Genomic DNA, 16,026 nt, shown 5'->3' with positions numbered 1-16,026 from the left:
ATATAACATGAAAATATTTAAAAAATTTCTAATCATCATGGCCGGTTTTACCCTCATCTCATGTGAAAAAGTAATTGAAGTGGATCTGGAAACAGCAGAACCAAAGCTCGTGATTGATGCTTCCATCGATTGGGTAAAAAACACTTCAGGAAATGTCCAAAAAATTAAATTATCTACTACAACAGCTTATTACAGCAATGAATTCCCCCCGGTTTCCGGAGCCAGCGTTACGGTGAATAATTCATCCAATACTGTTTTTAATTTCATCGAAAATCCGGGAACGGGAGAATATATCTGCAACAACTTCCAGCCTGTAATTGGTGAAACTTATACGTTAAAGATTGTTGTAAATGGCGAAACCTACAGCGCTACGGAAAAGCTGATCAACGTTCCGAATATTGAAAATAATATCGAACAAAATAACGAAGGAGGAATAGCCGGAGATGAAGTCGAGATCATTTATTATTATCATGATGACGGAGCACAGGAAAATTATTATCTGAACCGAGTAACCATCCCTGAAATAGCATTTCCTCAATACCGTGTGGAAAACGATGAAAACAACCAGGGAAACCTTACCCCGATATTTTTTTCAAACAAAGACCTGAAAGCCGGAGATGCCGTAGATATCAAACTCTATGGAATATCCAAAAGATATTACGATTATTTCAAAAAAATACTTTCTGCATCTGGTAATAACGACAATCCGTTTTCTACCATACCGACGGCTGTACGCGGAAATATCATTAACCAGAGCAATAGCAATAATTTTCCTTTCGGATATTTCAGACTATCTGAGGTGGCTGTTAAAAATTACACGATTCAATAACATTTAAATTAAATAAAACTCCCTTTTTCGTAAGGGAGTTTTTGTTATAGATTGTACTGCTCAATTGTTGCATTACTGCTGCAGACACCAATGTAAAATTTTCGCAATATTCTTAGCGTCATCCACACCTCTGTGATGTGTACCTTCAAGCTTGAGATTCAGTTCACCCAATGCTCTTGCCATCCCGACACTTTTGCGAACCGTCGGATGCAATTCTCCGAATAAGGTTTTCACGTTAATATGGTCTTCACTCAAAGGATAATCGACATTGAATCTTCTTGCCTGATTTTGAAGCATGTTCAGATCGTAGTTTCCATAACTTGCCCAGGTCAGGTCTTCAGAATCGTATTCCGCTCTCAGAATATCTAACGCATCTTCCAGCAAAATCCCCTCATCATCAAGCATTTTCTGGGTAATGGAAGTCAGTTCCGTACAAAACGGACTCACTTTTGAAAATTGAGGTTTTACTAAAATCCCCTCATTTTGGGAAATCTTACCGGTTTTTGCATTCATAATACAAACTCCGATTTCAATAATTTCGCTTTCCTGACCTCTCGGCGGCCGGTCGTTCCAACACGTGGCTTCGAGGTCTATAATTAATATATTGTCTGTTGTTTTCACTTTTTTAATTATTTATTGTTAAAAATTTACCGTAAAATTTCTTTTAAAATCTTTGCGGCATTATAAGCATCATCTGCTCCACTGTGATGATTGCCTTCAAAATTCATATTCAGAAACTTTAAAGCTCTTTTCAGCCCCATCATTTTATGAAGTCCGTTATAATTTTTAAACTGATGCATCACGTTGATATAATTTTCTGAAAAAGGATTTTCAATACCCAGATAATCACACTGCTCCATGATCTGTTCCTGATCAAAACTTCCGAAACCAGCCCAGGTAAGCTGAGAAGAATGGTATTCATTCTTTATTTTCTCACAGGCTTCTTCGAAATAGATTCCTTTTTCTTCGATAAGTTGTGGAGTAATCCCGGTAAGGTCTGTACAAAATCTACTGATCCTAGATCTTTCGGGAATTACGTAAATGCTCTGTTTCTTGGAAATTGCTTTTGTTGTTCTGTTTAATTCGCAAATTCCTATTTCTATGATATCGACTTTTTGCCCAATAGGAATTCTGTCGTTTTCCCAACATGTGGCTTCGAGATCGATGATTATTATTTCATTAGTTGTTTTCATTTTGATTAATTTAATTCTACTTGTTTTCACTCATTACATTGGGTTCTTTTTGGTTGAAGGAGAATTAGGAAGAAGTTCTTTGAAGAAGAATTGACGTTGCTGCTAAAGCTTTGCAAAGGTAAAACCAACAGTACGCATTCTATTTACACAGTAAAAATAATTTTCAAAACTTCTGTAATTTTTATTTTAATTCCATGCCAAAACTGTCATTCTGAATGGAACAAAGTGGAATGAAGAATCTCTAATACATAACGCAGAGATTCTTCCTTCGTCAGAATGACAAACTTTCTACACATTAAATCAAGAAATTTATGGTTCAATTTAACATGTAAAAAAGTTTCGATAATAATTACCGAAACTATACTTTTACTGTCATTAATTCTTCTTTTACCATATCAATGACTAAAGAATTCAACTTTTTGTTGATCCTTTTATGTTCTTCTTTTTCAATGGTTGTGAAAACCTCAGGAAAATCTTTTTCAAAATCCTCTAAAATATCCTGTGCAAAAAGACCGATCACTTTACCAATCATTTTGGGTTCAAATTCGCCAATCTTGCTGACAACATTATTCAACCTGTTTACAGTTGCATATTTTTGGATTTCTTCCCAAATATTTTGAGCTTTTTCGCTAAAGCTGATTTGTTTTTGAGCTGATTTATTCTGTTTTCTTACTACTTTAGATTTTTCAACCCATTTTTCATTTTTATTTTTCAAAATGACTCTTGAGCCATTTCCAAAATATCTGGTTTTCAAAGTTTTCACGATGGTTCCTTCGCACATATTGTTCTCGAGTTCCGGTAATCCCAACCAATCCGGAATTTTAGAATCGAAAACATTCGGAAACTTCAAAGCCTCTTCTAAAGTTCCCTGAAATAGAATCTTTGCATAGAAAAACCCGGTTTCCTCAAAAATTTGATTCACTAAATCCGTATCCAAATAAGTAGTTCCGTTCAATTTGATGTCGAATGCGTAAAACTCGTTGTAAGGTGCATATTCAATACCTTTCTGCACCTTCACTGCATCTTTTACAGCTTCGACTTCTTTGTGTTTGTAACCGCCACCGAATAATTCACCGTAAATTACTACAGTTTCAACATCGGGATACGTTGTTTTCACTCTTCCGAAAACTTCTATTACTTTTTTTCTGTAACGTTCTAAAATCTGATGTGCATTGAAGAACTTTTCATCTTTTTCAATGAAAGCGGTCCTTTTTCCGATTTTAATTTCCTTTCCGTCGGTAAAGAAAGAGAAATTTGCCCCGTGAACCTTCTCCTGCACGATGAAAACCTCATCCCCAAACCCTTGCATCTTAATCTGATCGATCACGCGAGTCTGGTAAGCATTTTCTATAGAGTTATATGTTTTGAAAATCATTTTTTAAATTTTTAAATTGTTTTTACTTAAAACCTCACAGGTTTTGAAAACCTGTGAGGTTTCACCACTGTTTGAAAAAAGACAATCCAAGTATTCAAATCACTTCTAATTCATTATTTGTCATCTGAGTAAGATGTCTTTGAGCATGGAGTGAAAGGAAATAAATGTATTCGTACACATTGATTTTCCCGAGTTCATTTACCGTCATGGTTGTTTTGCAGAGAAGACCTTCACCATTTTTCATCAAGTCTAAATAATTTAAACACTGATGATATTGTTGAGAGATTAAACTTCTGATTTCAGTTAAATTCAATTCTCCTTTCGGCTCCATATGCTCCGGTCTTATCCATTCGAAAGCACCATACTTACCCACTTTTTCAAACTTATCCTGACTGAAACTGTAATTTTCTATTTCAAGATTTAAATCAAGATCGAGATAATTACGCATTGCTTTTTTTGAACCTTTTTCGATTAAAATCAACAAATAAAAGTTCGTGAGATAAATATGTTCTAAAATCTGTCGAATCGTCCAGCCTCCGTTTGAAGGCTGAAAATTCAATATTTCATTATCTTTATCAAACCATCTGTTGACCTCATCAAAACTGAGTTTCAAATGCGTTTTTATATCCTTCATTAATCTAAAAATGTCCATTACAAATTTTTAAAGTTTTTTAAAAGACTTTCAATATTTTCCTTTCCAACAGGATTCATGGAATGACAGTAAAATTCTGGAAGCTCCAGATAATAATCCATACAATATTCTACCAGCCATTTGGCACAGTCGTATCCTGTTTTCTCAACAAATTCCTGAGAATCCTGTTTCAGATAATGTTCATCAGCCAGATCATGATCAAAAGAGATCATCTCCGGAAGTCCTTTTTCCAAAATCCTGTTGACAAACTGCTCGTAATTCCGAACAATATGCCAGTCGTTTCTGAGGAAAATGTCCTGTTGGGTATAATGATACGCTTCAATCGGGTATCTTATATCATCCAGAAACAATAATCTTTTTGTCATTTTCATTGTTTTATTTTCTAATTTGAAAAGTAGATATTCAAAGCTTTGATAATACTTTTCACATTCGTATTCGGATAAAATCCGGAGCTGTTAATACAATTGATTTCAACAATTTTCCAGCCTTCATCTGTTAAACAAATATCCATTACAAAAGCTTCTTCAAGATTGAACAATTGAATCATTTCATTAGCGAAACTCAATCCGCCTTCCGAAACTTTTTCTTCGAAAGGAGTATTATCATTGAATTTATAATATCCTGCATCGATTATTTGTCCGCCAACAATCCAAATTCTTGCTTCTTTTATTGTCCGTTTTGCTTCGGAAATCTGAACCAAAGAATCTTCTGTAATTCTGTTGGATTGATTTTCCAATGCTTCAAAAACAAAGTCTTTCCATTCCGCTTCATTGAAAACTTTTCCTGTAAAAATTTTCGCTTCATTGTAAGGTTTAATGAATTTAAGCTCATCTTTTTTCCAAATCAGTTCTTCAGAAATTTTGTGAACGGAAACTTTGTGATTCAAAAGGTTTTCGCCATAATATTGAGAATACACTTCATACAAATGATTGCCTTCGTAAAAAGAACCTGGAAACCAATCGATATTTTGTTTTGCCAATCTAGCAATCGTTACCGAACCATATACGAAAACATCTTTTCTGTCTGTTTCAAAATCGATTTTCTCTGCAGTTGGAGGAATATTAATTACGCTATAATCAATATTTAATTCTTCCAAAGCATCGAAAATTTTATAATGATCGGGATCTAAATATACATTAGCCTGAATTAAAAAATACATGGTTATTAGTTTTAAGGTTATTACTTTTTTGGATGGAAGTTAGAAGCTGGAGGATGGAAGCAATCGAAGCATTTTAAACTTCCTGCATCCATCATCCCACTTCCAGCTATTTTACACCATCATATCAGCACAATTTGAACTTGCGAATGCATAAGGTTTTGCTTTAAACACATATCCCATTCCCAGAATGTAACCCATTGCATCTCTCAAAGCAACATTGGATTTGAAATCCGGATCAGTGTTTATGTCTGCGTGTACCTCCATTTCCACATCATAAGTTTCCAGAATAGAGCAAATTGCATAAGCGATTTCTACGGATTTGTTCACCTCGTTCAGCATACGCTCTTTGATACTGATACTCTGTATTTCTCTTTCTTTTCTGATAAAGGTAAACGCTCCTTTTCCCTCACGAATAAAGACAACTGCCGTAGCATAATTAATGGCATCCCCATAAACGTGAGAGTCTGAACCCACACATACTTTCAGTCGATGTCCATTGGCCTGTTCGCGGATGATGGCTTCTTCTACCAACTGTGTGATAGACTGTTGGAAAATTTTTCCGGTCATGTTCTGCCATGTTTGTTGTTGCGTTTCCATTTTTTCTACATGTTTTGTCTTTGTTTAAATATTTGTTTTAACGCAAAGTGCGCTAAGTTTTTTTACTACTATCCGTTTTTAAGTTCGCAAAGGCGTTTCACTCAGCTAAGAACACAGAGTTTCTCTTAATGCGAAATTTGTTGATTCATCAGGACTCGAACCTGAACAACAAGAGTCAAAGTCTTGTGTGCTGACCAATTACACTATGAATCAGTTTTTTTAGTTATAAGTTATTAATTATGAGTTTTGAGTTATTACTCATTGTACATTATTGATTATCCATATTTCGTGGAACAGACAGGAATCGAACCTGTACCTTTAGTTTTTCAGACTAATGTGCAGACCTGCTACACCACTCTTCCAAATTTTATAGGTAATGAGTAATTAGTAATATTTTGGCGCGTAATTTATTTAATCATTACACATTACTCATTACTCATATTTTGTACCTCTCCCCAGATTCGAACCGGGACTTTACGGGGTTTAAAGCCGTTTTCTCTGCCAATTGGAATAGAGAGGCAATTGTTGTACGGAAAGAGGGATTCGAACCCCCAAAGCCTTGAGCCTAAATCAAGTGTGTCTACCATTTCCACCATTCCCGCAGATTGATGAGCTATTAGTAATGGGTAATTAGTAATATTTTAAATTTTACTATTTCACAATTCAGCATTGTCAGGATTACTTATTACCCATTGCTCATTACTTATATGTAGGTCTGAGAAGGCTTGTCTGATTATAAACTATGCCTGTAATGTTTTTGTAAAGATCTTCTGCGCTTGACAAAACCTCCTCTTTCCCTTTTAATCTGTACTCTATAAGGGAATCGAACCCTTGTTTTCTGCTCGAAAGACAGACGTCCTGAACCGTTAGACGAATAGAGCGTTATTTTTGTGAATTCTGAATTGTCAATTTGCTTTGCAGTCAATTTTAAAATTGACAATTGAATTATTCACCATTCACCTTCTTTGACCACTGACCAGGAGTCGAACCTGAACAACAAGAGTACATTTCCTGCATGCTGCCATTACATTATCAGTGGTGTTGGTGTAAGTAATAGGATTCGAACCTATTCAGCAATGAAGCAACAGATTTACAGTCTGCCCCGGCTCTCCAACTCCGGCGCACTTCCCTTTCATGAGCAATAAGTAGTTGATAATGAATAATATTCATACTAATCTTTCCAATTTCTAATTTTTTGAAGAAAAACAAAGCCTGTCTTTAATTTTTAGTTTGATATAAGAACTTCTTCGCTCGACAAACTTTTTTTTTTCTTCGGAACTCATCTCATTTTAGTTATTTGAGATGGTTATGGGAGTCAAACCCACTCAGCTTACGCAACGGTTTTGCAGACCGCCCCGACTCTTCCACTTCGGCGAACCATCGTTTTTGCAACTAGTTGCTGGTTGACAGTTGATAGTTGATAGTTTTTGGATAATATTTTATCTCTAAATTCTAAATTCTACTAAAAAAACAAAGCCTGTCTTAATTTTTGTTTGATATAAGAACTTCTGCGCTTTGACAAACTTTATTTTACCTAAAAATTTATATTATGTTTAAAACTTTTCATCATCCATCTTCAATCTTCCAGCCTCAAGTGAGTTAAGAAAAAGTTTGCCTATATTATATCGTGTTTTTGGCGTAAAGATCTTCTGCTCCCGACAAACCTTTTCTTTTCTCTTTTGAAACAATTAACTTACTGTGAATAGTGAATGGTCAATTCGCTTCGCTGGTCAATTTTTAAACTCCCTTGTGAAACAAAATTCACTATTGACTATTCACTTTTATGGTCTGGAAAGCAAGATTCGAACTTGCGACCTCCCGCGTCCAAGACGGGTAAACAACCACCGTTATCTTTCCAGTTTTGCAGATTCACTTTCAATTCTTTTCCGAGAGACAGTCGGATCCGAAATTTTCCGTGAATCTTTGCGGTCTATGCGAGAATCGAACTCGCAGTGCCTGAGCGACAGTCAGGCAGGTTAGCCATTACCTCAATAGACCTTTTGTGATTCCGACAGGACTCGAACCTGTAACCCTGGGTTTAGAAAACCCATGCTCTATCCAATTGAGCCACGGAACCTTTTACGTGAATGGTGAATTGTCAATCCGCTTCGCTGGTCAATTTTTAAACTCACTTGTGAAGCAAAATTCACTATTAACCATTCACATTTTGTAATCCCAGAAGGACTCGAACCTTCACCCTTCGACGTATCAGGTCGATGCTCCAACCAATTGAGCTATGAGATTGTTTTTTTATTTGTGAATGGTCAAGTGGCAATTTGCTTTGCTTGCCAATTTTAAATTCACTTGTGAAACAAAGTTCACCATTGACCATTCACATTTTGGGTATCTCCGGGGATCGAACCCTGTTCTTCGGTTCCACAGACCGACGCTTTACCAAATAAGCTAGAGAAACCATAAAAAAAGCGCCTCTTTTCAGGAGGCGCTTTATATTTTTAGACGTGTCAGTTCGTTAGCTGACCCATGTATATAAGCACCTTTTCTCTACAAATTCACTATCAAGAAGAATAATACAAGCATACCCCTGCCCCATCGGTTCTACACCGCGTTGTCTTGAAGATAAATTAGATATGTTATGTAATTGTTTCATTTTATTATTCTTGTTTTAAAAGTTTTTTTGAAAGGCTTGAAAACTTATTGCTTTCAATTTTCGGTTGCAAAGTAAATATGTTTTTTTTTAACTCGCAAATTTATTTTTCATTTAAACAATTGAAAATCAGTTAAATACAATTAAAATTTAGAATAGAGAATCTCTGTCCGCAATGGTTTGCAGATACCTCGAATACCTAAATGACTGTCTCTCATCGGGTTATTGATCACGCTTTATTTTCTTATTAATTGTTCATTTTTGTTTAAATAATTTTCACTTTTATGGTTATTTTTTTTCATTCTAAATAATTTCTGCTCTAAAAACACAAAAAACGCCTCGATAATCGAGGCGTTTCTGCAGTATTTTGATCAAACTTTTACGGGTTTACAGTAAATAATTTTCAAAGCAAGCACATTTCGCCTCATTCAATATCATCCATTCATATCCAAACGATCCCTTTAGTACAGGGCGATCGCATAGATTTAAACTGATATGTGCTCTTTGTATTGTCATAATTTTTCTGGGGCAAAGATAAATCTTTTTCTTTATTAGTTTGTAATTTTCACAGTTAAGGGTAATAAAATCAAATGTATTTAAGACACTGATCTTTAATTTTAAATCAGTTTCTAAACATTTTATTCCTTCCCATTTTATACCTCGAAATGTCTTTTAAAATTATCTCATCATCAGGATTGAAATATTTCAGCTCATTGACGATTTCGGAACGGTTGGCTACCTTCTCTGCGATAATTTCATAGGCAATATTTCTTGTTGTGAACTGAAGTTTCGGATCTTTTTTAAACTCATACTTCATCGCTTCAAGATAAGTGATCTTCTTATATTCAGGCGTCTTTTGATATAAATCCTGAATTTCCGTCTCCAATTTTTTAACATCATGAATATTCGCAAAATAATTATTCAGACAATTGAATGCATCATGATCTTCTTCCCAACCTTTCAACAGAATTTTTTGGGCTTCATCCGGCATCTCCATTTTTTTACGGTAAATCAACGAACCTTTTACCATCTGATTATTGTTCACATAATCATCCACAACCATTTGATAATAGGTATTTGCATTTTTAATATCGTTAATTTCACGATACAGATCCCCTACTTTTTCTTTCTGCTCAAGCTCTTTGTATAAATCGATTGCCTTTTTGTATTGCCTAGCTTTTTCGTAACAGTTTGCTGCTTCAGATTTATTTTTTAATTTTTTTAAATAGATCACGGCTGCTTCGTTGTAAAATTCACCATCTTCCAACGTTTTTGCACCACGATAATTATCCCGAAGAAGATTTATATATACTTTTGCGGCTCGTTTATAATCTTTTTCGTCAATGTATTTTTGAGCCAATTCTTCATATTTATTTCTTATTTTATCAAAAAGTGAAGTTTCAACGTAAAAATTTCCGCCACCATTTGCAACTCTTCCTGCAGATTGATTTTTTTCCTTTTCTTTCTTTTCCAACTGCAGCAACACAGCGAAAATGATAAAAGCAATGATAGCAAAAATCAGCAAAGTCCCGATTACGCTCCAAAAGCTCTGATGGAATAGCTGCGCCAATATCCCGATAACCTTAATGATTACCAAAATAAAAAAAGCTGCCATAAATTTATTTACAAACTTCTGTCTATTCATCCTTATCAGATTTTAAAATCGTTTTTTCTTCACTGAAAAGTCTGTAAAGAAGAACTATCACGCAAATTATCAAAAGCCATACAAACCAATTGTACCCGAACATTTCGATCAAAGGATAGAAAATATATACCAACATCGCCACCAAAACGATCATCAAAAAAACTTTGATCCCACTCGGAACATTTTCTCCGCCAACATTCAAGGACCTTCTTTTCACAACGAAAGAATATAAGCCAACAGCACCTGTCATAGCAACAATCAGCCAGAAAATTTCGGCAAAAGAAATATCGTGTTTTTCGGTTGGTTTTTCCTTTTCCAGGGTTTCCACTTTCTTTGCCTTATTCGGATCAATAGGTGGTTCCACATAATCTTTGGTTCCGTAAAGTCTGCCTAAAGAATCTTCAATCAGCATTTGCTTTTTTATGATTATTTTTTTTACAATGCCTTCATCTGCAGGTTTTCCTGAGCTTGATTTTTTAATAGAATCAGTAATTTTTTTCTTTATTTTTTCTTCGTTCTGAACTAAATACTTTACGATTTTCTTTCGATAAACCCTTTTTAACGAATCTGTTGCCAATTTAGTCTTATCATTCAGACTAAAAATCTCGTTCTGAATTTTATCAATCGGTCTTCCTCCATTTTTTATATATTCTTCATAGCTCTTTTCATCTTTTCCACTAAAATTCAATGCCTTTATATGTTCATTCATTAAATCCTGTCTCTTTTTTCCATACATCGAATCGATCTTCATATCAATATCCGTAACGCCCGATTGATAAGCAATAACAGGCTTCATCATATTTTCGGCTTCTTTTCTTGTAATTTTCCCGGAGGAAACCGGGGTCTCTTTTGAAAAATCTTCTTTATTAAAATGAACAAAGATTCTTACCAATCCAACAAATAACAAAATTACCCAGAAAATCCAGCTGTAACCGCGTCCCGAAGAACTTCCACCTTCAGTATCTCTACCTTTTCCACCAAGTAATTTCTCAAGCCAGGTTCCTTCTAAAAATTTAAATTTGCTGAATCCATCACCTCGTGAAGTCCCCATGATATCAAGCGGAACACCCAATTCTACGGCTCTGTCAGGATATCTTTCAATATATTTTAAATATTTTTCGATTTCCTTTTTGTTGCCTTTCATTACTTTTTTCATGTCGAAAGGAAGGTTTTTCATCCATTCTTCTTCAGTTTGTGGCTTTTCAAGAGCTTCCAATACCTTTTCATCATCCATTTCTACGGTGTAACTCTGAATTTTCTGAGGAATTTTCACGCCATTTGAAGGCTTTCTCAATTTGGCTTCCGTTGGTTTTGGATTTTGAATTAATGAAATCCAGTCGATCTCTTCATTTAATTTAACCAAGCCAAATTCAGGATGCATAATGAGAAATTCGGTATCGGCATTTTGCCAGTCTTCCGGATTGAGTTTAGGATAAAAAGTAGTGTTTTCAGGAATGAAAAATTTACTATCAATACACTGAAAATAAGAATTTCTTCCAATTTCGTTTGGAGCCAGATTTTCAAAGATCAGGAAACAGCCATACAATACATTCGGTTTGTTGGAAGGAATCGGAAAAGATCGGATCTGGTTTAAATCTATTCCTAATATTTCCATCTCATGAAGCCACGTCAAAGGTGATGGACCTTTTATTAAAAGTCCTTTTTTAGGATAATTATTTTTCGGAAAAGGCTGTATTCTAAGCTCCATATTCCCAAATTTGATCTATAAATCTCCTTAAGTGTTCAGCATACATATCTTCCATTTTTTTCACTTTTAATAAAGTACTTTCCGGCAGATAATATTCTGAACCCCCAAATTCCGTATGTGTTGCCAACGCCAAAAAGCCATATTCCGTTGATGGAATAAAGAATTCAGGGATATTTTTGTTGCTGCTTTTAAAAGTCAGCATTCCGCGGGAATCTGTAATAATTTCGCTCCCATCAGAAAACGAGAACCTGTTTTTGTTCTGATGGGCAAAAATTTCAATCCGATGTCTGTTTCTATACAATGTTAATGAATTATCATACACTTTATTAAATTCATTATTCGAAACCACAAGATTTTTCTCAGAATTAATTCCGATATTACTGAAATTGTTTAAAATTTTAATTCCGCTGGTTTTTAATTTTCCAATTTCTGTCTCAACTTTAGCATAATTTTTTGCGATTTCCGGATCATTTTGAATTTGACCAATTGAAATATTTCCTTCTAAATTAATTTCATAAATAGAATCCCTTTTAGGGAAAAACAGATAAAATTTCTTATCAAAATATACCAGCTTCAATTCTTTAGGAATCGCCATTCCTGTCAAATTCAATTCGGAATATTCTTTAGTATTTAAATTTAATTTAGAAATCAGCTTTTTATCCGGTTGATATTGACACAAAATAAATTGCTGCTGTTTATTTCTCGCCAAAGCAAACTGCCCTCTCGGTTTCACAGAAATACCTTCAAATAAAACTTCACAGCCACGATGGATTTTGTAATGATCATAATAATTTTTATTATAATAATTATCCGTCAAATAAGTCCTCAACAGCTGTTTTTTATTGCTTAAAATAAAAAATTCGCCCTCATATAGAAAAATCGCAATTTTATTAACCGGTGTCGGAAACAAAATCGGATAATTGATGGGAACATCGGTCTTTTTCCAGTTTTTAGATGAATTATCTTCACCTTTTTGTCTACGTTGTGGTGGATTTGCCCACAATTCTTTTAAGGGAAGAAGAATTTTCTGAATATGTTTTCTCGTTCCTTTTTGATGTTTGTAAAAATTCAGTTCGCCATCTGCAGAAGTTGTTACCAAAAATTTTAGTCGATCTCTGTTTTCGTGGATAACTTTCTGCAGTTTTTGATGGGCTAAATTTTCCTGATGCGTAATAAAAAAAACTTCAAGATCTTTTTCACGGTGCTCTTCTTCAAAGAATTTTTCCAATGCATGAGAAACTTCCAGAGCTGAACTCACCTGATTCAGATTTTCGATAACCTGCTCCACTTTATCCAAAGAAATCGGGATATTGGCCTGTCCCAACGCAAAAACTTTACATTCAGAATGCGCCTTTGGATGCTTGATTACCGCAATCGCCGATGCAAAACCCAAAACCTTCGGAGTTCCCCAGTTTTTCAGGGAAGTATCAATAAGGATCACTCTTTCAAAAATATTTTCCTCAGGTGGAATTTCACGCTGAATATACAGGGCTTCGTTATTCGCAACGCGATTCATGAAAACCTCATCTTCATTGGCAAATTCTGACAAAAGCATTCTGTGGAAATCACCTTTATTCGTCATATCAGAAATTCCCCCGATCGGCTGTTCGCCGGGAGAAAGGTGGCGCATCGGGATTTTCAGCCCGCTCCAGATTCTTTTAATTAAACTTCCGACCTGAAATGTTTTTGGTTCTTCAATCAGTTCCTGAATGAAATCTTTGTCGGTTTCAACGGTGGTTTCTTCTTCAATGACTTCGTCTTCTAATTCGGGAATATCAACAGTTCCTCTAATCGCATTAATAATTGATTCTGTTGTAGGAAATTTATGGTGAAGTAAAGCCAAAGTTTTAATATCCCGATTAATAGCAATTGAGGTTAAATCTTTTTTATTCGCTGCTTCAGCAATTATATAAGGTCTTTTTTCAAATATTTTTACAATTAATTCTGAAGCTACGGATGAAACTTTATTATGACAATCTCTAAAAATTGTCTGTAAAAGAATAATTTTATTTTGCCCTTTTTTAAATGAAGCTCCGATATGACTTAAATTCTCTAAAAACTTAATTGCAGAATTAATATCCGAGTCTATTTCTGGCAAAGTATTTTTTTGCCTGTTCAAATAATAAAAAACTCCATCCAGATTTAAATATCCACCCTGAGTAGCATATAAAGCAAGAAGTAATGAACCAAAAGGCGGAAATCCCAAATCTTTTAATTCTTTTAAAACTTCTATCACATAAGGTCTATAAGCAATTGCCCCTACATTCGGAATCGAAATAAGGTTGTTTTCATTGTATCCGGTATCGTCGGGAACATCTTCATCAGTAGTCCATTCCCAAAAATAATTTATATATGATTGAAAATAAGCAATTATATCCATTCTTGTGATTTTTCAGTCAGGCGGAATGAGCTTACAGATAACTTGCGGAGATCTTCTTTATTGATGTTTAAAACACTTCCGTCTTCACTCCATAAAAGCCATTGATCCTTACTTGCATTATATTTTTTTTGCAATAAACAACTCAAATTTTTAAATTCAAAATCAAAACCTGTCGGCAAAAGATGACCGTCTTTCGACCAAAACGTTTTTCCCGGAAAGCTCAACAACGGATTTCCTAAGAATAATGCTTTATCATCAATAATAATCCAATCTATTTTTTCCAGTTTAAATTTTGGCAATGCAATAATCGTATCTTTAATTTCAGGAATTGAGCACAACAAAGCCGCTGCAGGCTGTTCTTCTTCGCTTGGCTTTAATTTAACTTCAATCTTTTCATCAATTCCGAAAAAATTATGATTGGAAGAAGGAAAAGTCAACCGTAACGTTTTGTCAATAGGAGTCCAAAGTAAAGCCGTTCTCACTTTTTTACTCGGAACCAATGCATCTTTTCGGAACAACAGTCCGTCTCTTAATTCATACAGCAAAAAATTCGGCAACTGCTGGATTTCCGGTGAAACAGCCTGTTCACCAGTAAAACCTTTCAGCCAGATTATTTCATCATCCAATGCAATCTGAACATTTTTCCAGTCACGAATCGAACCTAAAAAATCTTCATCTGCGCGGGGAAGCTCTGCCCAAAATTCTTTTATATGCTTTGGAGAATCTTCTGCCATAAACTTTCGATTTCCTGTTGGATATATTGTTTTTGTTCAGGATTCTTGATCCAGTCGCAACGTGTTTGAAGGTATCTTAATTTATCTTTAATCACATTCTGTTCTTCAAAACTCAGCGTATCATTTTCCCATTTTTCCACTAAGATTTTTACATCTTTCATCACTTCTTCCGGATTCGGAGTTTTGTTTTGTAAGGCTTGTGGATGAGATTTCGGATGGTCGTCTTTTTCGATCGTCCTGTTGATAATTCCTTCCAGTATCTCGATCTGTTCTTCGGTGTCCCAAATATGTTTCAACACCCATAAATCTGATAAAATAGCTTCATTTCTTCCGCAAATTAATGCACTTGCGGCGATCAGATTCTGTAATTTCACTGCCCGACGGTCGGAAATCGCAATTCCTGTATTTCTAAGGGTGATAATTGTATTTAGATAGACTTCATAAATAGGTTTCAGATCAACCGTTCTGCACAAATTTTGAAGTTCTTTGATTTCATGGGAAAGAATTTCCGGTGTTTCAATATCCACCATATTTTCCAGCTTTCTTCCGGCTAAAAGTACTTGCTGAAGCAACTCAGGATTTACGTAATCAACATTAATTCTGATCAGAAAACGGTCGAACAATGCATTCAGTGCTTCATCTTCAGGAAGAACATTACTTGCCCCCACAAACATCAGTGCGGGGAGATTTTTCGTTTCTTTTCCTCTTTTGAAAATCTTTTCGTTCAAAGCCATCAAAAGGGAATTCAGAATTGCAGAATTTGCATTGAAAATCTCATCCAGAAATACCATTGAAGCTTCCGGCATCATTCCTTCTGTGTTCGTCAACAATTCTCCTTCTTTTAATTTCCTGATATCAAAAGGTCCGAAAATTTCGTTCGGTTCCGTAAATCTGGTGAGAAGGTATTCGAAATTTTTTCCGTCTTTTACGGTTTTTGCCAGTGTTCTTACGAGAGCCGATTTTGCAGTTCCAGGAGGGCCGTATAAAAATGCATTTTCTCTTGCCAGCAAGCAGATTCCCAATAAATCCACTACATCGTTTTTACCTACAAATGTATTTTTTACGTAGTTAAGAACATTGTTTAATTTATCAATATGTTGAGTCATTTGTTAAGTTTTAAAATTTCTACCATTTTTCTTTTCCTCTTCT

At 34.9% G+C, this 16,026-nt stretch carries 13 protein-coding genes and 12 tRNA genes; 1 reads left to right on the top strand and 24 read right to left on the bottom strand.

Annotated elements, in window-relative coordinates:
• Positions 1-7 precede the first annotated feature (7 nt).
• Entirely contained in the window at positions 8-829 is an 822-nt protein-coding gene (locus CLV73_RS18630; protein WP_100378379.1) for a DUF4249 domain-containing protein, read from the top strand.
• Between the two features lie 72 nt (positions 830-901).
• On the opposite strand, the gene CLV73_RS18625 is transcribed toward CLV73_RS18630, so the two are convergent.
• From CLV73_RS18625 to CLV73_RS18515, 24 genes are all read right to left on the bottom strand, one after another.
• Positions 902-1,450 (bottom strand): 3'-5' exonuclease, encoded by a 549-nt coding sequence (locus tag CLV73_RS18625; RefSeq protein ID WP_100378378.1) that lies wholly within the window; start codon positions 1,448-1,450, stop codon positions 902-904.
• A 26-nt stretch (positions 1,451-1,476) separates the two neighbouring features.
• On the bottom strand, positions 1,477-2,022 hold the full coding sequence (locus CLV73_RS18620) for a 3'-5' exonuclease (protein ID WP_100378377.1): 546 nt from the start codon (positions 2,020-2,022) through the stop codon (positions 1,477-1,479).
• A gap of 358 nt (positions 2,023-2,380) precedes the next feature.
• Positions 2,381-3,397 (bottom strand): RNA ligase, Rnl2 family, encoded by a 1,017-nt coding sequence (locus CLV73_RS18615; protein WP_100378376.1) that lies wholly within the window; start codon positions 3,395-3,397, stop codon positions 2,381-2,383.
• Between the two features lie 94 nt (positions 3,398-3,491).
• Entirely contained in the window at positions 3,492-4,049 is a 558-nt protein-coding gene (locus CLV73_RS18610; protein ID WP_100378375.1) for a DinB family protein, read from the bottom strand.
• Positions 4,049-4,420: a cyclic-phosphate processing receiver domain-containing protein gene (locus tag CLV73_RS18605; protein ID WP_100378374.1), complete on the bottom strand. Its 372-nt coding sequence runs from the start codon at positions 4,418-4,420 to the stop codon at positions 4,049-4,051. The genes CLV73_RS18610 and CLV73_RS18605 overlap by 1 nt, the downstream gene beginning before the upstream one ends.
• Positions 4,421-4,431: 11 nt before the next feature.
• Positions 4,432-5,208, bottom strand: a complete 777-nt coding sequence (locus CLV73_RS18600) for an ATP-grasp domain-containing protein (protein ID WP_100378373.1) — start codon at positions 5,206-5,208, stop codon at positions 4,432-4,434.
• 111 nt (positions 5,209-5,319) lie between these two features.
• Positions 5,320-5,805, bottom strand: a complete 486-nt coding sequence (locus CLV73_RS18595) for a ribonuclease H-like YkuK family protein (protein WP_100378372.1) — start codon at positions 5,803-5,805, stop codon at positions 5,320-5,322.
• Between the two features lie 140 nt (positions 5,806-5,945).
• Positions 5,946-6,018: transfer RNA gene (locus CLV73_RS18590), tRNA-Gln, on the bottom strand.
• Between the two features lie 76 nt (positions 6,019-6,094).
• Positions 6,095-6,167: transfer RNA gene (locus CLV73_RS18585), tRNA-Phe, on the bottom strand.
• Positions 6,168-6,251: 84 nt separating this feature from the next.
• Positions 6,252-6,325: transfer RNA gene (locus CLV73_RS18580), tRNA-Leu, on the bottom strand.
• Positions 6,326-6,333: 8 nt separating this feature from the next.
• Positions 6,334-6,407, bottom strand: a tRNA-Leu gene (locus CLV73_RS18575).
• Between the two features lie 206 nt (positions 6,408-6,613).
• Positions 6,614-6,686: transfer RNA gene (locus tag CLV73_RS18570), tRNA-Glu, on the bottom strand.
• 161 nt (positions 6,687-6,847) lie between these two features.
• Positions 6,848-6,934 (bottom strand) — tRNA-Tyr (locus CLV73_RS18565).
• A gap of 171 nt (positions 6,935-7,105) precedes the next feature.
• Positions 7,106-7,187 (bottom strand) — tRNA-Cys (locus tag CLV73_RS18985).
• A 402-nt stretch (positions 7,188-7,589) separates the two neighbouring features.
• Positions 7,590-7,664, bottom strand: a tRNA-Pro gene (locus CLV73_RS18560).
• A gap of 67 nt (positions 7,665-7,731) precedes the next feature.
• A tRNA-Asp gene (locus CLV73_RS18980) sits at positions 7,732-7,803 on the bottom strand.
• Positions 7,804-7,808: 5 nt separating this feature from the next.
• Positions 7,809-7,882, bottom strand: a tRNA-Arg gene (locus CLV73_RS18555).
• A gap of 93 nt (positions 7,883-7,975) precedes the next feature.
• Positions 7,976-8,049: transfer RNA gene (locus tag CLV73_RS18550), tRNA-Ile, on the bottom strand.
• Between the two features lie 97 nt (positions 8,050-8,146).
• Positions 8,147-8,219: transfer RNA gene (locus CLV73_RS18545), tRNA-His, on the bottom strand.
• Positions 8,220-9,032: 813 nt separating this feature from the next.
• Entirely contained in the window at positions 9,033-10,055 is a 1,023-nt protein-coding gene (locus CLV73_RS18535; RefSeq protein ID WP_100378370.1) for a tetratricopeptide repeat protein, read from the bottom strand.
• Entirely contained in the window at positions 10,048-11,763 is a 1,716-nt protein-coding gene (locus tag CLV73_RS18530; RefSeq protein ID WP_100378369.1) for a hypothetical protein, read from the bottom strand. Before CLV73_RS18530 ends, CLV73_RS18535 begins: the two co-directional genes overlap by 8 nt.
• Positions 11,753-14,143 carry a hypothetical protein gene (locus tag CLV73_RS18525; protein WP_100378368.1) on the bottom strand — a complete coding sequence of 797 codons (2,391 nt, stop codon included), beginning with the start codon at positions 14,141-14,143 and terminating at the stop codon, positions 11,753-11,755. The genes CLV73_RS18530 and CLV73_RS18525 overlap by 11 nt, the downstream gene beginning before the upstream one ends.
• Positions 14,134-14,877 carry a hypothetical protein gene (locus tag CLV73_RS18520; RefSeq protein WP_100378367.1) on the bottom strand — a complete coding sequence of 248 codons (744 nt, stop codon included), beginning with the start codon at positions 14,875-14,877 and terminating at the stop codon, positions 14,134-14,136. The genes CLV73_RS18525 and CLV73_RS18520 overlap by 10 nt, the downstream gene beginning before the upstream one ends.
• Positions 14,850-15,983, bottom strand: a complete 1,134-nt coding sequence (locus CLV73_RS18515; RefSeq protein WP_100378366.1) for an AAA family ATPase — start codon at positions 15,981-15,983, stop codon at positions 14,850-14,852. The genes CLV73_RS18520 and CLV73_RS18515 overlap by 28 nt, the downstream gene beginning before the upstream one ends.
• Positions 15,984-16,026 lie beyond the last annotated feature (43 nt).

Origin of the sequence: Chryseobacterium geocarposphaerae (assembly GCF_002797535.1) — a bacterium.
GTDB lineage: Bacteria > Bacteroidota > Bacteroidia > Flavobacteriales > Weeksellaceae > Chryseobacterium > Chryseobacterium geocarposphaerae.
The sequence above is the reverse complement of the archived record's forward strand: the minus strand, read 5'-3'. Positions and strand labels throughout refer to the sequence as shown.